22 protein-coding genes are annotated in these 22274 nt (G+C 67.0%); 6 read left to right on the forward strand and 16 right to left on the reverse strand.

From position 1 onward, the window contains the following. Positions 1 to 650: 650 nt before the first annotated feature. A complete protein-coding gene (locus CRO01_RS14740; protein WP_097009934.1) occupies positions 651 to 959 on the reverse strand; it encodes a non-histone chromosomal MC1 family protein in 309 nt (102 codons plus the stop codon). Between the two features lie 258 nt (positions 960 to 1217). Between CRO01_RS14740 and CRO01_RS14745 the strand changes: the two genes are divergently transcribed. Both CRO01_RS14745 and CRO01_RS14750 read left to right on the forward strand, forming a co-directional pair. Continuing rightward, positions 1218 to 1415 (forward strand): hypothetical protein, encoded by a 198-nt coding sequence (locus CRO01_RS14745; RefSeq protein ID WP_097009935.1) that lies wholly within the window; start codon positions 1218 to 1220, stop codon positions 1413 to 1415. Between the two features lie 63 nt (positions 1416 to 1478). Beyond that, positions 1479 to 2534, forward strand: a complete 1056-nt coding sequence (locus CRO01_RS14750; RefSeq protein ID WP_097009936.1) for a quinone-dependent dihydroorotate dehydrogenase — start codon at positions 1479 to 1481, stop codon at positions 2532 to 2534. A gap of 154 nt (positions 2535 to 2688) precedes the next feature. Here the strand turns inward: CRO01_RS14750 and pheT are convergent, their stop codons facing one another. The 7 genes from pheT to CRO01_RS14785 all read right to left on the reverse strand — a co-directional run bounded on the left by pheT (position 2689) and on the right by CRO01_RS14785 (position 11772). Then, positions 2689 to 4449 carry a phenylalanine--tRNA ligase subunit beta gene (gene pheT / locus CRO01_RS14755; protein WP_097009937.1) on the reverse strand — a complete coding sequence of 587 codons (1761 nt, stop codon included), beginning with the start codon at positions 4447 to 4449 and terminating at the stop codon, positions 2689 to 2691. Next, entirely contained in the window at positions 4449 to 5963 is a 1515-nt protein-coding gene (gene pheS, locus CRO01_RS14760) for a phenylalanine--tRNA ligase subunit alpha (protein WP_097009938.1), read from the reverse strand. Before pheS ends, pheT begins: the two co-directional genes overlap by 1 nt. A 377-nt stretch (positions 5964 to 6340) precedes the next feature. Continuing rightward, positions 6341 to 8008 (reverse strand): tryptophan--tRNA ligase, encoded by a 1668-nt coding sequence (locus tag CRO01_RS14765; RefSeq protein ID WP_097009939.1) that lies wholly within the window; start codon positions 8006 to 8008, stop codon positions 6341 to 6343. Positions 8009 to 8116: 108 nt separating this feature from the next. Beyond that, positions 8117 to 9154 carry a tRNA-intron lyase gene (gene endA, locus CRO01_RS14770; RefSeq protein WP_097009940.1) on the reverse strand — a complete coding sequence of 346 codons (1038 nt, stop codon included), beginning with the start codon at positions 9152 to 9154 and terminating at the stop codon, positions 8117 to 8119. A 79-nt stretch (positions 9155 to 9233) separates the two neighbouring features. After that, a complete protein-coding gene (locus tag CRO01_RS14775) occupies positions 9234 to 9995 on the reverse strand; it encodes an endonuclease NucS domain-containing protein (protein WP_097009941.1) in 762 nt (253 codons plus the stop codon). Positions 9996 to 10052: 57 nt separating this feature from the next. Continuing rightward, a complete protein-coding gene (locus tag CRO01_RS14780) occupies positions 10053 to 10298 on the reverse strand; it encodes a glutathione S-transferase N-terminal domain-containing protein (RefSeq protein ID WP_097009942.1) in 246 nt (81 codons plus the stop codon). A 76-nt stretch (positions 10299 to 10374) separates the two neighbouring features. After that, complete coding sequence (locus CRO01_RS14785) at positions 10375 to 11772, reverse strand: NCS2 family permease (RefSeq protein ID WP_097009943.1); 1398 nt, start codon at positions 11770 to 11772, stop codon at positions 10375 to 10377. Positions 11773 to 11966: 194 nt separating this feature from the next. On the opposite strand from CRO01_RS14785, the gene CRO01_RS14790 reads away from it, so the two are divergent. Further along, positions 11967 to 13949 (forward strand): DEAD/DEAH box helicase, encoded by a 1983-nt coding sequence (locus CRO01_RS14790; protein WP_097009944.1) that lies wholly within the window; start codon positions 11967 to 11969, stop codon positions 13947 to 13949. A 103-nt stretch (positions 13950 to 14052) separates the two neighbouring features. Here the strand turns inward: CRO01_RS14790 and CRO01_RS14795 are convergent, their stop codons facing one another. From CRO01_RS14795 to CRO01_RS14805, 3 genes are all read right to left on the reverse strand, one after another. Next, positions 14053 to 14247 (reverse strand): cold-shock protein, encoded by a 195-nt coding sequence (locus CRO01_RS14795; RefSeq protein WP_097009945.1) that lies wholly within the window; start codon positions 14245 to 14247, stop codon positions 14053 to 14055. A gap of 102 nt (positions 14248 to 14349) precedes the next feature. Further along, the gene (locus CRO01_RS14800; protein ID WP_097009946.1) at positions 14350 to 14847 is read right to left on the reverse strand and encodes a DUF367 family protein; all 498 of its coding nucleotides are present in this window, start codon (positions 14845 to 14847) and stop codon (positions 14350 to 14352) included. A 48-nt stretch (positions 14848 to 14895) separates the two neighbouring features. Beyond that, positions 14896 to 15591 carry a DsbA family protein gene (locus CRO01_RS14805; protein ID WP_097009947.1) on the reverse strand — a complete coding sequence of 232 codons (696 nt, stop codon included), beginning with the start codon at positions 15589 to 15591 and terminating at the stop codon, positions 14896 to 14898. Between the two features lie 112 nt (positions 15592 to 15703). Between CRO01_RS14805 and glmM the strand changes: the two genes are divergently transcribed. Next, positions 15704 to 17059 (forward strand): phosphoglucosamine mutase, encoded by a 1356-nt coding sequence (gene glmM, locus CRO01_RS14810; RefSeq protein ID WP_097009948.1) that lies wholly within the window; start codon positions 15704 to 15706, stop codon positions 17057 to 17059. Positions 17060 to 17118: 59 nt separating this feature from the next. Here glmM and CRO01_RS14815 read toward each other — a convergent pair whose 3' ends face one another. The 5 genes from CRO01_RS14815 to fer2 all read right to left on the reverse strand — a co-directional run bounded on the left by CRO01_RS14815 (position 17119) and on the right by fer2 (position 20645). Next, positions 17119 to 18252: a DUF7118 family protein gene (locus CRO01_RS14815; RefSeq protein ID WP_097009949.1), complete on the reverse strand. Its 1134-nt coding sequence runs from the start codon at positions 18250 to 18252 to the stop codon at positions 17119 to 17121. Between the two features lie 4 nt (positions 18253 to 18256). Then, entirely contained in the window at positions 18257 to 18634 is a 378-nt protein-coding gene (gene hisI / locus CRO01_RS14820) for a phosphoribosyl-AMP cyclohydrolase (protein ID WP_097009950.1), read from the reverse strand. A 95-nt stretch (positions 18635 to 18729) separates the two neighbouring features. After that, positions 18730 to 19785 (reverse strand): A24 family peptidase, encoded by a 1056-nt coding sequence (locus CRO01_RS14825; protein ID WP_245838560.1) that lies wholly within the window; start codon positions 19783 to 19785, stop codon positions 18730 to 18732. A gap of 50 nt (positions 19786 to 19835) precedes the next feature. Beyond that, positions 19836 to 20096, reverse strand: coding sequence for a hypothetical protein (locus CRO01_RS14830; RefSeq protein ID WP_097009951.1), 261 nt, complete (start codon positions 20094 to 20096; stop codon positions 19836 to 19838). 159 nt (positions 20097 to 20255) lie between these two features. Continuing rightward, positions 20256 to 20645, reverse strand: a complete 390-nt coding sequence (gene fer2 / locus CRO01_RS14835; protein ID WP_097009952.1) for a ferredoxin Fer2 — start codon at positions 20643 to 20645, stop codon at positions 20256 to 20258. 170 nt (positions 20646 to 20815) lie between these two features. On the opposite strand from fer2, the gene hisA reads away from it, so the two are divergent. Both hisA and hisB read left to right on the forward strand, forming a co-directional pair. Further along, the gene (hisA, locus tag CRO01_RS14840; RefSeq protein WP_097009953.1) at positions 20816 to 21541 is read left to right on the forward strand and encodes a 1-(5-phosphoribosyl)-5-[(5-phosphoribosylamino)methylideneamino]imidazole-4-carboxamide isomerase; all 726 of its coding nucleotides are present in this window, start codon (positions 20816 to 20818) and stop codon (positions 21539 to 21541) included. Between the two features lie 90 nt (positions 21542 to 21631). Then, positions 21632 to 22222 (forward strand): imidazoleglycerol-phosphate dehydratase HisB, encoded by a 591-nt coding sequence (gene hisB, locus CRO01_RS14845; RefSeq protein ID WP_097010006.1) that lies wholly within the window; start codon positions 21632 to 21634, stop codon positions 22220 to 22222. The last annotated feature ends 52 nt before the right edge of the window (positions 22223 to 22274 follow it).

Below are 22274 nucleotides of genomic sequence, written 5' to 3' on the forward strand. Positions count from 1 at the left end.
CATCGCTCGATCGTCCGGATGTCGCCGAACTACCAAGGCTAACATCAGATCCCATCTGTACGGCGGACCGCAGGGGTGGAATCCTCATTTCCTTCCGGACTTTTTGATACGCCCCGAGAGGGTGTTAAACCCTTCGGACCGCGTCCGGCACGACAACGGATCGAGTTGAACGATCCGTCGGTCGCATCGTGTCGTTCGCATTCAACCCGAGTGCCCTATTACACTTAAGGGCTTCGGATCGTCCCCGGCGCCGTCAGGCGACGAGGGAACGTTCACATTTGAACACCACGAGACATTCCCACTTAAGGGCATCGGATCGATGCCATCCGTGAGATCGTCCCAGTTCGACGCCGAGGATCACTGCCCGGCACCGGGGTGCGTTGCGACGTTCGCATTCAACCGAATGCCGGTGGAACACTTAAGGCCGTCGAACCAAACACGCATAGGAAACGGCTACCGTGGCGTACAGTGACGTAGGTATGCGGAGACAAAGTAAACACCGAGGCTAAGAACTGGAGACGAAAGCGGTCTCGTGGCACCGAGTAGTTAGAAAAGCGCAGAGAGGAGACTATCCGGGCAACGGAGTCATAACGCGATCGAGCTGCTGGCGCGAAAATCTCGGGGTGTAGCAGTCGTCACCTGCCACTGCGTCACTCTTCGAGGTGCTCGATGCCCTGCTTCGAGACGTTTGCCTCCGTGATTTCGTCGGGCATCCAGTCGGGCTTGTCATCTGGAGCCGTCTCGTGCCAAGCCCAGCCGTCGTAGATGTGTACCTTGTCGGTGCCTTTCTCACGGAGTCGGAGCTCGGTCTGGTCAGCATCGTCCTCCGATGGGGCGGGCTCCAGCCGACGCGCTGCTTTCAGCGCGGCCTGTCGAGGAGTGTTCCCCGAAAAGACACTGGGTTCTTCACCGTCGTTACTACGCAACGCGAAGTTTCGCTTACCGTCCTCACGTACCATGATTTTCGACCTCCATGCCAACCGAGCACATGACCCATTATAAAGATATCCCCGACGGGACGCCGATGCGAAAATTGCTACATAAATTTTTCCCATAGAATCGGGGAGAAGAGCGTGAAAGCCACCAACGGGAAGGGGCTAGTACCGAACTATCAGGCCGTTTGGAACTCACGCGCGCCGCAAGAAGCGGCCGCGGGCGCGCTACCGTAGAAAACACTTAAGTAGGTCGTACGGCGAACTTCGGACTAGAATACCCCGATGGTACGGAAAAAGAAGCTCAGTCCCAGTGGTGCGAAAGACGAAGACGGCGAGTACCACAACGTACACATCAACATCCACGAGGACGAGCTAGCGGTCGCCGGAATGGAGATCGGCGACGAAGTGTTCGTTCGCGTGCGCGAGGACAAGATTATCATTCAGAAGGCGGATCAAGACGAAGTGGAACACGAATTCTAAACGGCCCGTATCGTCGGGAGTGCTCCGGGGAGTTTATGCACCAGCGCGAGCGGTTCTCGTACGATGAACGCCTACGACGTCGCCAAGCCGTTTCTCTTTCGGCTCCCACCGGAGACGGCGCACAACCTGATCCACACAGCGATGCGCGTAGCACAGTCGACCCCGATTGAGTCGTCAGTCGCCCGACGCTACGCCGTCGAGGATGATCGACTGACGGTCGACGCGCTCGGGCTTGAGTTCCCGACACCGGTCGGCGTCGCTGCCGGGTTCGACAAGAACGCCGAAGTCCCCTCGATGCTTGCGGCACTCGGCTTCGGGCACGTCGAAGTCGGCGGCGTCACCGCCGAGAAACAGCCGGGCAACCCGCGTCCGCGAATGTTCCGTCTGCCGGAGGACCGAGCGCTCGTCAACCGTATGGGGTTTAACAACCACGGCGCCGACGAGATCGGGGCACGCTTAGGCCAAACTGATCTACCAGAGGTACCCATCGGAATCAACATCGGGAAGTCCAAATCGACGCCGCTGGCCGAAGCCGCAGACGACTACGCCTACACGTACGAACGTGTCGCCGACTACGGGGACTATTTCGTCGTCAACGTTTCCAGCCCTAACACGCCGGGACTGCGCGAGCTGCAGAACCGCGAGCATCTGGAGACGATTCTCGGCCGCCTCGCGGGTCTGGGCGCCAGCCCGCTGCTGGTCAAGCTCTCTCCCGATCTCCCCGAAGCGGCCATCGAAGACGCGCTGGCAGTCGTCGACGACCTCGGTCTCGACGGCGTCATCGCCGTCAACACGACGACAGAGCGAAGCGACGACTTACAAAATCCGAACCGGGCGGAGCAAGGAGGTCTCTCTGGCGCCCCTATCGAGGATCGAGCAACCGATGCAGTGCGGTTCGTCGCCGAACGAACCGACGTACCCGTTATCGGCGTGGGCGGCGTCTCCAGCGCCGAGGGTGCCTACGAGAAGATTCGCGCTGGCGCGAGCGTCGTCCAGCTCTACACCGGGCTGATCTACGAGGGGCCACAGCTCGCCCGCGAAATCAACGAAGGGCTGCTCGACTTACTGGACCGGGACGGCTTCGACTCGGTCGAAGACGCCATCGGGGCCGACCTCTAACACTCGGCGTCCACACTCTTTTGTCGGAAGCCGCGGCGAGACTCGGCGTGACCTGAGTGGCAGTCCGGGGCGAAACACGGTTGTGCACCACGACGTTCCGGGGCGGACAGTGGTGCCTGCTCGCTACTAAGTTCGAAGACGAAAACAGAAGCCGCTACTGCAGGGCGTCCAGCCGAAGCTCGAACGCCGTCACGGGAAGCTCCAGATCGTGCTCGACGAGCACCTCGGGATGAATCTCCCCGATCACGCCGACTGACTCGCCGTCGATTACGACTTCGGCGGTGCGACCATCGATGAACGAGGGATGACTCGTCGGCGGCGTCTCCAGATCGGCGTCGAAGTTCCGCGCCAGCGCCTGTAGGCGTGCTTTGGCGTCCTCGTAGGAGGCGTCGTGGCGCGCGAGCACGGCAGCCACCGTCCGGTGCTCGGCCACGCTGGTGCTTTCGGACTCGTCGACGTGGGCCGACAGTCCGATCTCGGCGAGGTCCTGCGGGTAGCTCCGATGAGTATTGCGCTCTAACACCATCAGCAAGGATGGAAGCGCCCACGTGCGCAACATCGTGTAGTCCTCGCTGTAGGGGTTCTTGATCGTCGTGGGCTGCCCGGCACCGAAGACGCCGTCGTCCGGATCGAGCCCCATTCGATCGAAGTTCTCGGCCTCGTTGATCATGTGGAAGTTCAGCATGTCCTCGAAGCCGAGACCCACGAGCTGGGTACGCACAGCGTCTTCCAGCCGGGAGCGCTCGTGGCGTCCGCCGACCGTGCTGACATCGGGATACTTGGGTTCTAGCTCGTTGAAGCCGAAGGCACGCCCGGCGTCGTCGACCAGATCGAGCGGGTGGAGCACGTCGACGCGGTAGGGCGGGATCGCTACCTCGTAGACGAGGTCGCCATCCTCGTTTTCGTCGGTGCCAGCATCCAGTCCCGAGCGCTCGAACAGGTCGACGACCTCCTCGGGATCGAGATCGACGCCGAGCAGCGTCTCGATGCGGTCATGGGCGACGTGTTTGTGCGTGACCTCGAAGTCGGGGCGATGAAGCTCCCGATCGGGATACTCGACGACGACGTCCTCGATGGTCGCGCCGCGGGCGTCGAGCGCGTAGCAGACGATCGCGCACATCCGGTCGATCGTCCACTGGTCGGTGCCGGTCAGCTCGACGAACAGGTCCCGCGAGTCGGTCGAGACCTCGGTCCGTCGGCCGTTGATTACCGGCGGGAACGAGAACAGGCCGATGTCGTCGTAGATCGCCGGGTAGCGCTCGTATCCCGAGACCAGATCGGCGTACGTCTCGCCGGTGGGGTGTTCTTCGAGGACCTCACCGGGCGTCAGCTCGGCGTCCGAGTCGAGCGGGACGAACCGATCGCCGTCGGGTTCGACGCCGGTGTAGCGGATGCTCTTGTTGGGCGCCGTTGCGCCCGCGTCGGGGTCGACGAGGTCGTCGTCGGCATCGTCGACCTCGACGGCGCCGCCTTTCAGCATCGTCAGGTCGTGGATGCCGATGGCGCCCTTGGCGCGCTTGCGCCCCATCGTCGCGTGGAGCTTCTCCTGGAGCTGGATCAGCGAGTCGAGCGCGTCCTCGTCCAGATCGACGCCGCGGATCACCGCGCCGGTGACGTACGGTCGTTCCTCGGGGACCGACTCGTCGACCTCGATCGTCCAGTCGGCGTCGTTGGTGGTCGGGACGTACACGCCCCGGTCGTCGCCGTAGTGATACCGCAGCGATCGGGCGATCCCCTCGACGGAGAGCCGGTCGAGGCGGTCAGGCGCGAACTCCAACTCGAAGTCGCCGTCGTCGGTCTCGCCCTCGAACTCCAGTCCGAGGCCGAACAGGTCTTCTTTGAGCTGTTCGTCGTCTTTGTCGTCGTGACCGGTCAGATCGCGCAGTTCCTCGGGATCGACGTCTACGGTAGGCATCAGTACATCACCTCAGTCTCTCGCAGTAGTTCGAGATCGCACAGCGTTCCGTGAACGTCACGGATGTCCTCGAAGCCGTAGATCAACATCAGCAAGCGCTCTAAGGACAATCCCCACGCCATCACGTCGGCGTCCTCGACGCCAAGCGGCGCGAGCATCTCCTCGCGGAAGATTCCCGAATTTCCGACCTCGATCAGTTCGCCCGTCTCGGGATGGGTGCCAAAGAGCTCGAAGCTCGGCTCCGTGTAGGGGTTGTAGTGGGGCTTGTACTCCAGATCGGTGATGCCGAACTGGGCGTAGAACTCCTCGAAAGTCCCCATCAGATCGCGCACCGAGAGGTCCTCGGCCATCACCCACCCCTCGATCTGGAAGAACTCCAGCAAGTGCGTCGGGTCAAGCGTGTCGTTGCGGTACACCTTCTCGACGCTGAAGTACCGCTGGGGCGGTTCCAGTTCGCCGATCTGCTCGCCCGAGAGGTACCGCGTCGACAGCGATGTCGTGTGCCCGCGCAGCGCGAGCGCCCGCGCGAAGTCCTCGTCCCACGGCGAGTGGTAGCCGTCGCCGTCCGGACCGACGCCGTTGCGGTGGGCGCCCTCGACGCGCTCGACGAGGTCGGCGGGAAGCTCGTCGATCTCGCGGGGCTGGTCCATGGCGAACCGGTCCCAGTGAGTCCGTGCAGGGTGGTCCTGTGGCATGAACAGGCAGTCGTTGATCCAGAAGTCGGCGTCGACGTGGGGGCCCTGCATCTCCTCGAAGCCCATCCCGACCAGCACGTCCTTCACGCGATTGGCGGTCTGGCGGAGGATGTGCTCTTTCCCGCCGGTGAACTCGGCGGCGTCGGCTTCGACGTTGTACTCGCTGAACTCCACGTCGCGCCACTCGCCGCTGGTGAGCATCTCGGGCGTGAGCTGGCCGACCGACTCGGCGGCCTCGACGCCCTCCATCAGCGCCGTGACGCCGTCGTCGGTCAGGCGCACCGACCGAACTGTGCGCTCGGTGAGTTCGACCAGCCCGCGACTGTCGAGTCGGTCGAGCGTGTCGTCGTCGTCGACATCGGCATCGCCGGCCGCGAGCGCGTCGAGCGCCGACGCCTCGGAGTCGCTGTCGGGATCGGCGTCCGCGTCGGCGGTGATCTCGCCGCTGTCGATCGAGCCATAGCCCTTCCGAGCGTAGTTCGACAGCGCGATGTCGACTTCCTGTCCTTCGAGGCCGGATTGGCCGATCGCTTGGCCCATCTGAACGGGCGACTCGTCGGCTCCGGCGTCGAGCGCCGCCTCGTAGAGGCGCACCTCGGGAAGCCCCTCGTCGAGGTACTGGCTCCCCTCGTCGGTGAGTTCGGCCGTTTCGTCGGTGGCTGACTCGACGACGACCAACCCCTGCTCTTCGAGGTCAAAGGCCGCGCCGGTGATCGTCTCGGGCTTGTGATCGGTGGCGTCGGCGAGGTCGTCGATCGTCTGTGCGTCCTGCGCGCTCGCGGTCTCTAACACCGCGACCTGTGCGTCCGGGAGTTTCATGGGTTCATTGTTGGATCAACCGCTCGGTCGTCAGTTACCGGTTCCGATCCGGTCTCGGTGCGGCGCTGTCGGATCGGTTTCGTCCGGGACGGGCGTCGAGACGCCGTCGTCGCCGCGGAGTCCACCGATCGTTTAGGCCGCGGCAAAAAAGCCGAACCCCGATCTGGCCGCGCGTGCCTTGCTGTCGACGCGAACGCCGGCGTGGGGTTCGGACGCCATGTGCGAACGGTTGTGAGGGGCTCTAAAAAGCGTTACGCGTTCGTCGGCATCGCGGTCGGCACGTCGAAGCGGCGATCGCGGTCGTCAGACTGCGTCTGACGGGCAGTTAGATCGCTCGCGATCTGGCTACGGCGTCGAGACGCCGCGGCGACGGTGACTCAGCGCTTGCGGTCGCTGTCGAGGTCGATGTCCAGTTCGTCGAGCTTGTCGGCCCATTCCTCGCGTTTCTCCTGGTGCTCTTCGAGGAACTCCGTCATGAGTTCGGCAGCCTGCTCCTTGCAGCCGCCACAGAGCCGTTCGCCGCCGACACACTCGTCGTACACTTCCTTGGCGAACTCGTCGTCCTCGTCGGCGAGCAGATAGGCGTACAGCTCGTAGACGGGACACTCGTCGGCCTTCCCGCCTTTCTCGCGCTGTTCCTCAGCGGACTGGCGCCCGCCGGTAGTAGCGGACTTGACCTTGTCGTAGCCGTCCTCGGGGTCGTCGAGCAGGGAGATGTGAGAGGCGGGGATCGACGAGGACATCTTACCGCCGGTCAGGCCGGTCATAAAGCGGTGGTAGATCGACGACGGCGGCCGGAAGCCGTAGCCGCCGTGGTCGAGTTCGACCTCGCGGGCGAGCTCGTCGGCGTCCTCCCGGGACAGCTCGAACGTGTCGATGTGTTCGTCGTAGACGCGCTTTTCGCCTTCGACGGCCTCGATCAGCGCCTCGAAGGCGTCCTCGGTGGCGTTGCGATCGAGGATGCGAACGCGCGGACGGACCGGCTCCATTCCCGCGGCGTCTAACTTCTCGATCGCGGTCTGGCGGGCGTCGTCGGGCGCCGGCTCGTGCTTGCGAAGCCAATCGGCGGCGTCCTCACAGCGGACGGTCTCGCCCTCTGTACCGCCCAGTGCCTCGTAGGCCTCGCCGATCAGCCGGCGCTCGGTCGGCGTCGCCTCGAAGCTCGCCCACGCCTCGGTGACGCCGAAGTACCGCGTTCGGGCGGCCAGATCCCGGGCCAGCCGCATGTGGGGGTCCTGATCGGGACCGACCGGGATCACCGTCGGCTTGGGCTCGTCGGCGACCTGCGGGTAGAGGATGTCGGCCATTTGGGTGACGACCGACTGCATGTGGGACACGTCGGTCTCACCGTCGAAGCCGTAGATCGACTCCAGCTCCGAGAAGTTCGCCTCGGCGCCGAGTTCGAAGGCGAGATCCTGCACTTCGCGGTTGTCGGACTGGCGATACAGCGTTCCCTCCTCGGGATCGAAGCCGAGCGCGAGCAGCGAGAGGATGTAATCACGCGCGTGCTCGTCGATCTCGTCCCACGTCAGCCCGCGGGCGCTGTGGGCTTCGAGATCGGCGATCAGGCCGTAGGCGTCGCCGCCCCGTTCCTGATGCCAGATGATCTCGTCGAACACCAGCTTGTGGCCGATGTGGGGGTCGCCGGTGGGCATAAAGCCCGAGAGCGCGGCGAACGGTTCGCCCTCGCGCATCGCCTCGGCGACGGGTTCGTAGTCGCGGTGGCCGAAGATCACGCCCCGGCGCATCAGGTAATGCGGCGACGGGACGCCGTCGAGCAGGTCATCGAACTCCCCGATGCCAAAGTCCTCGAACAGCTTGCGGTAGTCGGCGACCGAGGACGACCCCCACGGGTCGAGCGCGACCTCGTCGGCGCCGGCGGCGGCCCCGCCGTCAGAGCGAAGCTCTGACGAGGCTCGGCTCGCTCCGCTCGCCTCCCCGCCATCTGCGCGGAGGTCGGTCGAGGAGCGCCAGCGCTCCCCGTCCGAGGAGGACTGGTCGGACGGCGATGCGCCGGTCTCGTGGGAGTCAGCGTCTCGACTCATACGATACGCCAGAGTCGACGCGGGGAGCGCATAAAGCCGTTGTTTCGGGCGACAAAGCGGAGGACAGGACGGAGAACGGGACGGCGATCGAGATGGCGGAGCCTGCGGTCAGGGCGTGATGCGCTCGACGCCGAGCCACGCCACGTCCTCGCCGTCGGGGAGCGCGAACACCATCTCCTTGCGGACGCCGTGGGCCAAGCGCACGTCCAGCGAGAGGTCCCGCGGCGAGAACGCGTAGCCCGGCGGCAACACCCTGACGAGGCGCTCGGAGTGGCTCAGCTCCTCGACGGACTCCACGTCGGCGTACGTCCGGAAGTCGGCGCCGAACTTGAAGCCGGTCTTGGGGACGACGCCCCGGTCGCGCAGGACGGCGTAGGTCCGGAGTCGGCGGTCGAAGCGTTCGCCCTCGACGGCCCGGCCTCGCTCGACGACGGCGTCGTAGCCGCCGGGAACGTCGATCGCGCCCGCGGCGGCGAGCTGGGCCGCCTCGACCAGCGAGAGCTGCAAGCCCTGCTCGTCGGCGGGTTCACGTCCCGCAAGCGGCTGGCCGTAGAAGCCGCTCTGATGGAGTTCTTCGGGCGGCTCCCAGCAGATCGCCCGATCGTCGAACAGCGCCGTCGGGACGCCGTCGGGCAGGTCGACCGTCGTCGATCCCGAGATGTCGGGATCGGTCGTCTGGAAGTAGGTGATCTCGCTCTCCTCGTCGACGATGGCGAGGGTGCACTCGCCGAGCGAACTCGCTGCGACGCGGTCGCGCTCGCCGACGACGCGGATCCGGTAGGCGACCTCGCCGTCGTGGCGATCTTTTCCGCGGGGGTAGACGACGAAGTCAATATCGTCGGTGTCGACGGCGTCTGGAACCCACTCCTCGCTGGCCGGCGAGAGGTAGAATCCGCGGGCACGCAGGTCGGCGTACACCAGAAACCGAAGCCCGAAGCCCGCATCGTCGGCTCCCGCGAAGAACTCGCGGAACCCGTCGCCGTCGACCGCGTCGAGGTCGCCCCGGAAGAGCAAGTGGGCCGCCTCGACGGGCGCGAGCGCGATCTCGTTGCCCGACAGCGGGTAGCCGTACCCCCGGGCGTCGTAAAAGCGCTGGCGAGCGTCCTCTGCGACGCGGACGACGCCGTCGCGGCGATGACCGTGCATACTCTCCCTCTCCGGCCGGTCGGCAAAGGCGTGACGGTCGCGGGACGACGGCGGGGGAGGGCGTCCGAGCGCGGGATCATCAGCCGGCCCGCTCGCACGTCGAGTCGAGACAGCGCTGGCGCGTGCCGGCGTCGAACAGCGGCAGCCCGCACGGACAGGTGCCGACGACCGTGCCCGCCGGGATGGCAAAGCTCGCCTCGCAGTCGGGATGGGAGTCACAGCCCGCCAGCAGGCCGCCGCGACGGATGATCCGCAGATCGTCGCCACAGTCGGGGCAGTCCCACGCGCGATCGAACTCCTCGCGGACGGCGTCGTCGAGCGATTCGCACTCGCGGTCCAGACACAGGTCGAAGGGAACGCCGCGCTCGACGCGCATCCGCGGAAGACCGCAGTCACAGGTTTCTGTTCGGACGGTCGCGCCGGCCGGGAGGCCGTAGCGCTCGCCGCAGCCGAGACAGGACACGGCGCCGCCGGCCCGGACGAGCGTGCGCTCGCAGTCGGGACACGTTCCGACCGGACGGCCGGCCTCGGTCGCGGGATAGCTCCCGTAGCCGTCCTCGGTGTGGCTGACGACGCGCAGGTGCTCGTCGCCGGACTGGGCGGTCAGCGAGAAGCCACCGTCGCGGGCACAGGAGACGGCGTCAGCGCGGGTGAGCCACGCGACGGGCTGGTAGCCGTCGGCGTCGTGGACCAGCACGGTGTTGTCTGGCTTGACGACGACGGCGACGTGGCCGCGGTGCTCCTCGCGGTCGTCGCCGTCGTAGATCGTCGTACACTCGCCGGCCAGCACGCGGATCGATCGGGTCGGGTCGCGGGGGTCGACGTCGGTCGTTCGGGACATGGCCCGGGCTGGCGCCGGGTTCGGTGATAAAGGTGTGGAGCGACCGCCGAAAAGCGTCTACGCGTAGGTCTCTTCGAGGTAGGCGACGATGTCGTCGCTCTCGGCCATCCCCTCGACGCCGTTGTCCTCGTCGACGAGCACCGGAACGCCGGTCTGGCCGCTTACTTCCTCGACTTCGGTGCGCTCGGAGTGGCTCCGGGGCACTTTGTGAGACTCGTACTCCAGATCGAGTTCGTCGAGTTTGGACGTGACTTTCGCGCAGTACGGACAACCATCCAGTTCGTACAGTTCGAGGTTCGGCATCGACCGAACGTATGGCTGGGTACCCTAAGAAAACCCGGATCCAATGTGCGAGCGACGCACGAGCGCGTCGGAACAGTCAGACGATCATGCCGCTCGTCTGGATGTAGTAGTAGACGACAAACACTGCGGCGAGCAGCCACTGTCCCGGTTTGACGTCGCCGGCTTCGCCGACGGCCGCCTTGATCACCGGGTAGCTGACGATACCGGCCGCGATCCCGTCAGCGATCGAGGTCGTCAGCGGCATCACGACGATGGTGAGGCCACCGGCGATCGACCACGTCGGATCCTGCCAGTCGATGTCGGTGACGCCCTGCAGCATGATGATGCCGACGACGACCAGCGCCATGTAGGAAGCGAACTGCGGGATGGCGGCGACCAGCGGAACGACCGCCAGCGACGCCAGAAAGGCCAGTCCGACGACCAGCGCGGTCATCCCGGTCCGGCCGCCCTCCTCGACGCCGGTCGAGCTCTCGACGAACGTCGTCACCGTCGAGGTGCCCAGCGCTGCGCCGACGGTCGTCCCGACCGCGTCGGCCATCAGGGGCTTGTCGATGTCGGGAAGATCACCGTCCTCGTCGAGGAAGCCGGCGATCTGAGAGACGCCGATCAGCGTCCCCGCGGTGTCGAAGAAGTCGACGAAAAAGAACGTGAACACGACGAACGTGAACGTCACGGGGTCGATATCTCGGAGTCCCTCGACGAACGCGCCGGCCAGCGGCGAGATGTCGTACTGGGCGCCGGTCAGCGTCTCGGGCGTGAGCACGCCGCGGTCGTAGAAGCCGGCGAACGTCAGCCCCCACGCGACCCCCGCGGTCGAGAGGATGCCGAGGAGGATCGCGCCCGTCACGTCACGGGCGTACAGCACGAAGGTGAAGAACAGCCCGACGACCGCCAGCGAGGCGACCGGGCTGTTAGCGATTTCGCCGAGCGTGACGAACGTTCCCTCCGGATCCGGGACGACGACCTGCATCTGCTGGAGACCGAGGAACAGCAGGAAGATGCCGATCCCGGCGCCGACGGCGAACTTGACCGGTTCGGGAAACAGTTCGATGATGTACCGGCGCGCGCCGACCGCGGTCAGCAGGATGAAGATGATCCCTTCGACGAAAACGGCAGCCAGCGCGGTCTGCCACGGGATCCCGAGACCGAGGACGACGGTGAACGCGAAGAAGACGTTCAGTCCCATCCCGGGCGCCAGTCCGAACGGTCTGTTGGCGTACAGCGCCATCACGAGGATTCCGGCGAAGGACGCGAGGATCGTGACGACCGCGAGCATCTGCTGGACCTGTGCCATCGAGTATGCGTTGGCGATCGTCGGATCGGCCATCAGCGCCGGCGCGAGAATCGTCGGGTTGACGACGATGATGTACGACATCGTCAAGAACGTCGTCACCCCGGCGACGACCTCGGTTCTCAGGTCGGTGTCGTGCGCCTCGAACTCGAAGAAGTCGGCGAGCGTATCGGCGAGCGCCATTGGATGATTGTGCAAAGGGGAGAGAGCCGACTTAAGTATTTTCTTGTGTTCGAGAGCCTGTCGAACACAAACGTGCATACACTAGCGTGGGGCAGACGCCGTGGCAACCGACTACCGTCCGATCGGCCGACAGCGAGGGGACGCGCCATCCGGGTGCCGAGGTTTAAGTAGCATCTGGACGGACAGTGGTGTAGATGGACGTTCGGGAGCTACCCCTCGAAGACCGCTTCGTCGAGCACTTCGAGGAGCAGGGGATCGAACAACTCTACCCGCCCCAAGTCGCCGCGGTCGAGGCCGGCGTCGCGGACGACGAGCGCGTCGTCGCGGCGCTGCCGACGGCAAGCGGGAAGACACTCGTCGCACAGTTGGCGATGCTGACCGCCGACGGCCCGGCGCTGTACGTCGTCCCGCTGCGCGCGCTGGCGACCGAGAAGTACGAGACGTTCGCGGCGCTGCCGGGCGTGAGCGTCGGCGTCGCAACGGGCGATTTCGACGCCGACGACGAATCGCTGGCCGACGACGACATCGTCGTGGCGACCTGCGAAAAGGTCGATTCGGCGATCCGAAACGGCGCGGGCTGGGTGGAGTCGATCGCCTGCGTCGTCGTCGACGAGGTTCACCTGCTCGACGACGCCTCGCGCGGGCCGACGCTGGAGGTGACGCTGGCGAAGCTCCAGCGGCTTCGCCCCGACCAGCAGATCGTCGCGCTGTCGGCGACGGTCGGCAACGCCGACGAGGTCGCAGACTGGCTCGACGCCGAACTCGTCGCGTCGACGTGGCGGCCGGTCGATCTACGGACGGGCGTCCACGACGACGGCGCGATCGAGTTCGACGACGGCGAGGTCCGGCAGATCGACGACGACCGCGCCCCGACGACCGCCCTCGTCGCAGACGCGCTCGCTGAGGGGGGCCAGTCGCTCGTGTTCGTCAACTCCCGTCGGGAAGCCCAGCAACTGGCGGCCGAGTTGGCCAGCGAGGAGTTCCGGACGGCAGCCGATCTCGCCCGCGAGATCGACGCCGACGCGACGACGAGCACGGGCGCTGCGCTGGCCACCGCCGCCGAAGGTGGCGTCGGCTTCCACCACGCCGGGTTACGGGCCGAGCACCGCTCGCTCGTCGAGAACGCCTTCCGCGAGCGCGAGCTGGCTGTCCTCTGTGCGACGCCGACGCTGGCGGCCGGCGTCAACGTCCCCGCCCGCCGGGTGATCGTCCGGGACACCGAGCGGTTCACCGGCGAGGGATACGATCCCCTGCCGGTGCTCGAAGTGCATCAGATGTTCGGCCGGGCCGGCCGACCGGCGCTCGATCCCTACGGCGAAGCGGTGCTGGTCGCCACCGGCGAGAACGCAGACCGGCTGCGCGAGCGCTACGTCGGCGCCGATCCCGAGCCCGTCGAGTCGAAGCTGGCCGCCCGCGAACCGCTGCGCACGCACGTCCTTGCGACGGTCGCCGGCGGCTTCGCGGACTCCCGAGAGGGGCTACAGGACGTGCTCGCATCGACGTTTTTCGCCCACCAGCGCGACGAGGCCGAACTCCGGGATCTGACCGACGAGGTCATCTCCTATCTCGACGCCACCGGAATGTTACGCCGGGATGGCGGCCTCGCGGCGACCGATCTCGGCCGACTGGTCTCGCGCGTCTACGTCGACCCGTTGACCGGCGCCGAAGTCGTCGAAGCCGTCGAGACCGCCGCGGCGATGGAGCGAGTGACGCCGCTGACGATTCTCGAACTCGTCTGTGACACGGAGGACATGACCACCCAGCACGTCCGCAACGACGAGGCGGGCCGACTCAGCGAGTTCGCCATGCGCCGCGAGGGCCAGTTTACCAAGTCGATCAGCGACTTTGCGGGCAACTACCAGTCCTGGCTCGGCACCCTGAAAACCGCCCGCCTGCTCGCCGACTGGGCCGACGGCGCCGACGCCGCCGCCATCGACGATCGCTACGGCGTCGCGCCGGGCGACGTGCACCGGCTGGCCGAGCGCGCCGAGTGGCTGCTGTCGGCGACGGCAGTGATCGCCCAGCACCTCGCGGACGGCGCCGTCGAGCGGGACGCCGATGCGGGAACGAGCGCGGCGACTGACGGCGGGGCGGGAGTCGAGGGAGAACGCGACTACGAGCGCGTCATCGACCGGATCGAAGAGATCCGCGAGGCGCTGGTCGAGCGCGAGGACTGATCGGAGCAGTGATCGCAGCGGGCGGAGCGTCCGCTCGCCGTGCGAGCGTCCGAAGAATGGAATCGTCGTTCAGCGCCGCCGTCAGGCGACAGTGAAGGAGATATTAGTTGCGGACGACGTTCGTCGCGCGCGGGCCCTTGGGGGCCTGTTCGATGTCGAACTCGATCTCGGTGCCTTCTTCGAGGTCCGGGCCGCCGACGTCTTCCATGTGGAAGAATACGTCATCGTCCGCGTCGTCCGTCGAAATGAAACCGTAGCCGCCTGTGTCGTTGAAGAAATCAACGTTACCTTTCGCCATTACAAACAATTGTAGAGCAACTGCAGGGATAACCCTTGCGAGGGTCACGGTACCACGAGGGGCGGAGCTGAAACGGCAACCGTCGCGGCGGACGCCGCGGCGTCACTCCCGGTCCAGATACTCCTGTTGGATCTCGACGACCTCGCTCGAATCCTCGCAGTCGGCGTACCGGCGCAGCGGCTCGGCGTTCATCTCCAAAAACGTCTCGCCCCACGTGAACTTCGCCAGAATTTGCTCGGCCCGATCGCGTTCGCCCAGAATCGTCAGCCCCGCGGCCAGCGCCTCGACGGTCGTCAGCTGAAACGGCTTGCCGTAGTTGATCGGGTTGGCGGCCACGAGAAACGGGAGCGCCCGATGCTCGCCGTCGATCGAGAACATCGCCTCACCCGCGGTCTCCCACGAGCAATCGAGCGCGACGAGTCGGTCGGACACCTCGCGGTCGGCGGGCGAGAGCGCCTGCTCGGCGTGGGGGTTGAGCACGACGCCGTACGGCGTCGCACGATCCGAGCGGTGGAGTTCCGCGAGGTCGAACCGGGCGAGCTTTCGGGCGGTGCACTTGTCGGGGTCGTCGTCGCCCTCGTACCGGACGTGCAGGTTCACTGCGCGAGCGTTGGCGGCCGGCGAGCAAAAGCGATGCGGGACGCTGCCCTACTCGGACTCGGCGGCTTCGATCGCCGACCGGATGGCGGCGAACTGGCTGTCGCCCGAGTCGAGATCCACCTGTTCGTCGTCGACGAACACCGTCGGCGTCCCTCGGACGCCGCGCTCCAGCGCGGCGTTCCGGTCGGCTTCGAGCACCGGCGAGTAGGTGTTGTTTTCGACGGCAGCCCGCACCGCGTCGGCGGGCGCGTCGACCTGTCCCGCGAGGTCGGCGAGTACGTCCACCGAGTACGATCCCTGTTCTTCGAACGCGAGCGCTGCGTACTCGAAGAAGGCGTCGTCGCCGACCTCGTCCTGCACCGCGCGGGCGGCGCCGGCGACGCCCCACGACCATCGCTCGTCGACGGGGATCGGGAAGTCGTGATGTTCGTATCTGATCCGGTCGGACTCGACGAACTCCGAGACGATATCGGGGTAGGTGTTCAGGTGGAGCGTCCGGCAGTGGGGACACGAGAAGTCCTCGTACACCGCGACTGTGACCGACGACTCGGGATCGCCCTGCACCGGCGTCGGAAGCGATTCGACCGCATCACCGGAGGGGTCAGGGGCATTATCGCCAGAGGAATCGGGGGCATTATCGCCGGATTGGGGCGTATCCCCGAGGCTGAGACAACCGGCGAGCGCTCCGACGGCACCGGCGCCGGCAAGCGAGAGCACGCGGCGGCGCGAGAGGTGACTGGACATGAGCGGGCTGTACGGTCCCGACGAGTATCAACCGCCCGCTCTCGACAGCACGGAGGACGGGAGACCGCGCGGATGCGGAACCACTTTGAGGACGGCCATCACACCTCCGCACATGGAGGTTTTCGGGTCGAGCGGGACGCGGGGGACAGTCAACGAGACGTTCACCCCCGAGTTCGTCGTGCAGGTGGCCCAAGCGGCCGGCTCAGTCTGGGACGCCGAGCGCGCGGCGGTCGCTCGGGACACGCGCGCGACCGGCGGGATGCTCGCCGACGCCGCCGCCAGCGGCCTCACCAGCGTCGGCGTCGACGTGGATCGGATCGGACGGACGCCGACGCCGGCCGCCCAAGCCTACGCCGAGCGCGAGCAGGTCCCCGTCGTCATCGTGACGGCGTCGCACAACCCCCCGGAGTTCAACGGCATCAAGCTGATCGGCCCCGACGGCGTCGGTCTGTCGGTCGACGCGCTGGAGCTGATCGAAGACGAATTTCTCGACCGCGAGGTCGACACCGTTCCATGGGACCAAGTCGGACGCCGCCGGCGCGTCTCGACGGCCAACGACGACTACGTCGCCGAATTACTGTCGGCGGTCGACCGCGAGCGCATCGCCGACGCCGATCTGACCGTCGCGCTCGATCCCGGCCACGGCGCCGGGGCGCTGACCAGCCCGGAGTTTTTCCGCGCGCTTGGCTGTGATGTCGTGACGGTCAACGCCCAGCCCGACGGCCATTTCCCCGGCCGCGATCCCGAACCGATCGAAGGGAATCTGGGGGATTTGGGTCGACTGGTCCGGACGGCCGAGGCCGATCTCGGGGTCGCCCACGACGGCGACGGCGACCGGGCCATCTTCTTCGACGAGCACGGCGAGTTCATAGAGGGCGACGCCGCGCTGGCAGCGCTTTCGGCGGCCGAACTCGATCCGGGCGACACGACGGTCTCGGCGGTCAACGTCTCCCAGCGGCTGGTCGACGCCGCCGACGACGCCGACGCGACGCTCGAACTGACGCCGATCGGCTCGACTCACATCGTCAGCCGAATCCTCGAACTCCAGCGCGAGGGCGCCGCCGTCCCGATCGCCGGCGAGGGCAACGGCGGCATCTTCTTCCCCGAGTACCGGCTGGCCCGCGACGGCGCCTACACCGCCGCGCGCTTTCTCGAACTGGTCGCCGAGCGCCGGGCCAGCGAGGTCGTCGCGCCCTTCGCCGGCTATCACAACGTGCGGCGGAACCTGCACTACGCGGACGCCGACGAGCGCGATCGGATGCTCGACGCCGCCGCGGAGTGGGCCGACGCCGAGGACGCCGAGGAGACGACGATCGACGGCTATCGCCTCGACTACGGCGACGCGTGGGTGCTGACCCGCCCCAGCGGCACCGAGCCGCTGATTCGCGTCTACGCCGAGGCGCGAGACAAAGCGCGGGCAGAAGAACTGGCGTCGGCGGTCACCGACGCGCTCGAAGACGGGCGATAGCATCGTCGGCGACGCGCGGCGACCGCGCCGCCACGGCGCCACCACAACACGACGCCGCGCTACGGTTCAGGCAGGTCGTCGAGTGCGGTCTCGATCGCGACACGTTCTGCGCGCAGGTCGTCGCGTTCGTCAGCGACGGCGCCCGACGCCAGTCGCTCCCGGTCGTCGGCGTCGAGACGATGGGTCGCCACGGCGGCGTCGCGCAGGCGCTCGTACTCCTGCTCGGCGGTCGCGGCCCGAACCGCCCGGAGCAGTTCGATCACGTCCTCGTCGGCGAACCGGTCGACGACCTTCCGGAGTTCGACGGCGCGCCAGCGCAGGACGCCCCGCTCCGGCGGCGGCCAGCCGACGGTTAGGGAGTCGGCGTCGAGGCGGTCGAGATACGTCCGCTCGGTGGCGACGGCGCGCTTGAGCGCGTCGGCGTCGTCGGCGTAGTGTTCGAGCTTCGAGCGCGAGTAGCCGGCGTACTCCAACAGGGTCGGAATCGGTTCGGTGCCGTCGGGCGACTCGCGGACGAAATCGAGCAGTTCCTCGGGCGGACGGGGGAGATCGACCAGCGGGAAGGCGCGGGTTCGGTCGACGAACGAGAGCACCTCGCGGGCCGACGCCGACTGGCGGTACTCGCGGAAGGCCTCGCGGACGGCCTCGTCGTAGGCCTCGATCGGCTCGCGCAGTCGCTCGACCGGGGCGTCCAGATCGGCCTCGCCGAGTTCGAGCAGGCGGTCGAGTTCGTCGATGCGCTCGTCGATCGTATCGAGCCGATCTGTGGCGTCGATCCTGGCCTGCCGATAGGACTCGCGGGCGTCGTCGCGGTTTTCCAGCAGGTCGACGAGGTCGTCGGCCCGCGCGAGCGCCGCGCGAGCGTCCGCGAAGTCGGACTCGGACAGTCGGCGCTTGTCGACCGCGTCGAGGGCGTCCTCGAACGCCTCGCGGCGGGGTAGATCCTCGGGCAGATCCTCGACGAGCGTGGCGAACTCGCCGCGGAACTCGACGTAGGACTCGAAATCGCCGGTACCGGTGGCGTCGTCGACGTACCGTTCGAGCAGTCGGTGGGCCGAGCGATGGGCCTCGGCGACCGCTTCGAGGTCGCTCTCACCCGCCTCGGCGACTTCCGATCGAAGGCGTTCGAGGCGTTCGTGGGCCGAGCGAAGCCGATCGACGGCGTCGAACCGGCGGGGCGCTGACTCGCTCATCGGCCTACTCGTAGACCGCGTCGGGGTCGAACACCTGCTCGCCGACGGTTTCGCCGTCGAGCGTGCGGTAGAAACAGGATTCGTAGCCCGTGTGGCAGGCGCCGCCCTCTTGGTCGACGCGGTAGATCAGGGCGTCGCCGTCGCAGTCGGCGCGGATCTCCTCGACGTGTTGGACGTGCCCGCTGGTCGCGCCTTTCTCCCAAAGTTCCTCGCGGCTCCGGGAGTAGTAGTGGGCGCGGCCGGTCTCGCGGGTGCGCTCGACGGCCTCGGGCGTGACGTACGCCAGCATCAGGATTTCGCCGGACTCGGCGTCTTGGGCGACCGCGGGAATCCGCCCGGAGTCGCCGAAGTCGAGGTCGACGGCGGCGTCTACGTCGCTCATGAGAAAGTCGAGGCCCGACGCCGAGGTATGCTTTTTGGTCGGAACGCCGAGGTGCTGGGACGGTCCGCGAGGACACCGCCGCGCCGGCGGGCGGATCAGACCAGCCCGATGAAGCGCAGAATCGTAAACAGCACGTCGCCGTAGACGAGCGCGACGACCAGCCCCGCGAACAGCGGGACGATAAACGGAATGCCCGGCGAGATCCAGACAGTATCCTCTGTGGCGAGCACGTCCAGCCCGTCACGGAGCCCCTCGGGCGTCGTCCCGTAGGCCGAACCGTCGATAGCCGCCAGAAACGCCGCGGCGCCCCACGGGTCCTCGTAGTCGGCGTCCGGTCGGTGGGCGCCGCCGTCGGTTTCGCCAGGTTCGGCGTCTGCTGGGGTGGCATCGGCGTCGACACCGACCGCCGTCGCAGGATCGTCCGACAACACGGCGCCGTCGGTCGGCGGGTTCGGCTCCTCGGGCAGCGTGTCGGGATCGCGGTAGTAGTCGGGACGCTCGCGCAGTTCCGAGAGCGAGAGCCCGCGCCAGCGCAGATACATCCGGAGCGCGTCGAGGTCGAGCCCGCGGCGGGTCAGCCCGTCGGGGCGTTCGAGCAACTGGCCGTGAGCGCTGGCAACCGCGGTCCACGGGCGCTCCAGCCCCACCGCCATCGCCGAGGTAAATCGGCGTCTGGCGGCGTTGTACAGGACGAGCGCGACGGGGTAGGCCGCCGCGACGATCACGGCGTTCGTGAGGACGGTAAAGGAGAACACCCCGACGGTCGTCTGGACGATCGGGAACTCCTGGCTCCCACCGAGCAGGAAGTACGACGGAAACGCCGGGAACAGCACGGCGAGCACCATCAGCGCCTTCGCGTCGGCGCCGCCGAAGCCGCCGATGCGCCAGAAGATGTAGGCCAGTGGGACGACCAGCCCGACGCTGATCGCCACTTGGCTGAGGAATCGCCGCCAGACGTAGCCGCCCGTCGCCGACAGATCAAGCGCCTGCAGCCCAAGCGCGAGGACGGCCAGCGCGAGCAGCGGCAGCCACGTCGCGTTGGGCACGCGACGAATCTTCACGTCACGCCACGCGGCCCACCCGAACACGGGTACGGCGAGCAAGCGCAGAAGATCCGACGCCGGCGCCAACACGAGTCCGAGGTCGATCACGTTCCCAAGCGGGCGGGCGACCGCCAAATAAATTCCGACCGTCGAAGGGCTCAGTGCCGACTGCGCTGGAGCGCGATCCGCCGGCAGTCTTCGGGCCGAAGCGTCGACCGAGGCAGGCGCTCGGCACAGATCCGACAGTGTCCGAACCCCTCGTGGTTGAAGGCGTGACAGAGTTCACACAGCGCGAGCGGGGACTCACCGTCCCAGTCGTCGGGGAGCAACCCGATCGACAGCGCCTCTTCACGGCGGGCGCGGGCGCGCTCGATACCGTCGCTCTGGCCGGACCGGCCGAGTAGTTCCAAGAGCCCCATCACGCGCGGGTAGGAGCCGAACGAAAAAGATCCATTCGGTTCGAGATCGAGCGGAGAAAACCCGGACGAACGTTCCTGAAAGACTTCGGCGGGAGAAGCCCGCGCTGAACGGTCGACGGCCAAAAAATGAAGCGTCGGTAGGTGAGACGGCAGCGCCGCTCAGATGACGCGGTTCTGCAGGTAGTCGAGGTGCTTGGCGTTGTAGACGATCTTGACCTCGTCGGCAGCGGGGCTGCCGATGCAGGTCAGGCGAACGCCCTTCTCCTCGACCTCCTCGTCGCTGAGGATCTGCTGCATGTCCATGTCGATCTCGCCCTCCTTGACGATGGAGGCGCAGTTCGCACAGGCGCCGGCGCGGCACGAGAAGGGCCAGTCGTAGCCCTGTGCCTCGGCGGCTTCGAGGATGTACTCGCCCTCGTTGACTTCGAGGGTGCCGTAATCCTCCTCGTCGAGGCCGGCGTCGGCGGCCTGCTCGAAGAGATCGTCGTCATCCATGTCCCAGCCCTGGTCGTCCAGTACTTCGTAGTTGAGGTATTCTACCGTGGGCATCACCTTCGAGTTCTCAGTCCTAACGGTTAGAAGTTGCTGTTTTGCATTCGACCAGTGACCTATCCACGGGCAGGGGCGACGATCACTGGACGGACGTGGGGCAAACGCCACAGCGAGGGCCCGGGACGCGGTTCGGAGCCTTTAGGCCGCCACCCCGCCACCGCTCGCACATGAGCGCGTTTCCGGAGTTCGAGGTGATCCCGGCAGTCGACTTGCAGGACGGCGAGGTCGTCCAGCTCGTGCAGGGCGAGCGCGGCACCGAAAAGCGCTACGGCGACCCGGTCGAGGCGGCCGAGCGCTGGGTCGAGCAGGGCGCCGAGACGCTGCATCTGGTCGATCTCGACGGCGCGTTCGAGGGCGAGCGCGCCAACGCAGACGCCGTCGAGCGCGTCGTGGAGGCCGTCGACGTTGACGTGCAACTCGGCGGCGGCATCCGGACGGTCGACGACGCCGTCGACCTCCTAGAGCGGGGCGTCGACCGCGTCATTCTCGGAACCGCAGCCGTCGAGAATCCCGAAATCGTCGGCGAGATCGGCGCCGAGCATCCGGGAACGGTCGTGGTCAGTCTAGACGCCAAAGACGGCGAGGTCGTCGTCGAGGGCTGGACCGAAGGCACGGGCCTCGCGCCGGCCGACGCCGCCGGACGCTACGAGGAACTGGACGCCGGCGCGATCCTCTTTACCGACGTGGACGTGGAGGGGCGACTGGAGGGCGTCCAGACCGAGCCCGTCCGGAACGTCGTCGAGGCGGTCGACATCCCGGTGGTCGCAAGCGGCGGCGTGGCGTCGATCGACGACGTGCTCGCGCTGCGCGATGCCGGAGCGGGCGCGGTCGTCGTCGGGTCGGCGCTGTACGAAGGCGAGTTCACGCTCGAAGCCGCGATCGACGCGCTCTGATCGGCCTTCGGCAGCAGGGCAGCGGCTCAGGCGGCGGGGACGCCACCGCTCAGCGCCAGAGGTATAATGGTCGGGTTCGTCGTCTCGCGCATGACCGACCGCGCTGCGGCCGTCGTCCGCGAGACGGCCGAGACGGAGATCGACGTGACGCTGGACATCGACGGCGACGGCGAGGCGACCGTCGACACCGGGATCGGCTTTTTCGATCACATGCTGGAGTCGTTCGCCAAACACGGCCTCTTTGATCTCACCGTCGACTGCGACGGCGACCTGGAGATCGACGACCACCACACCGTCGAGGACGTGGCGATCGTGCTCGGCGAGGCGTTCGACGAGGCGCTGGGCGAGAAGCGCGGGATCGTCCGGTACGCCGACCGAAAGGTGCCGCTTGACGAAGCCGTCGCCGGGGTCGTCGTCGACGTGAGCGGGCGCCCCCTCTTTCGGTTCGACGGCGAGTTCTCGCAGTCGTCGGTCGGCGACATGACCAGCCACATGGCCAAGCACTTCCTGCGCTCGCTGGCGATGAACGCGGACCTGACGCTGCACGCCGAGGTCACGGGCGAAAACGCCCACCACGAGATCGAGGCGCTATTCAAGGCGACCGCCCGGACGCTCGACGACGCGACGCGGATCGACGAGCGCCGCGGCGGCGACACGCCGAGCACGAAGGGCGAACTCTGAGCTGACCGCCCGCGGCGGGCGAACCCGCAGGTAAAAGTGCTGGGCACGTCTC

It is taken from the genome of Natronoarchaeum philippinense (assembly GCF_900215575.1).
Classification (GTDB): Archaea; Halobacteriota; Halobacteria; order Halobacteriales; family Natronoarchaeaceae; genus Natronoarchaeum; species Natronoarchaeum philippinense.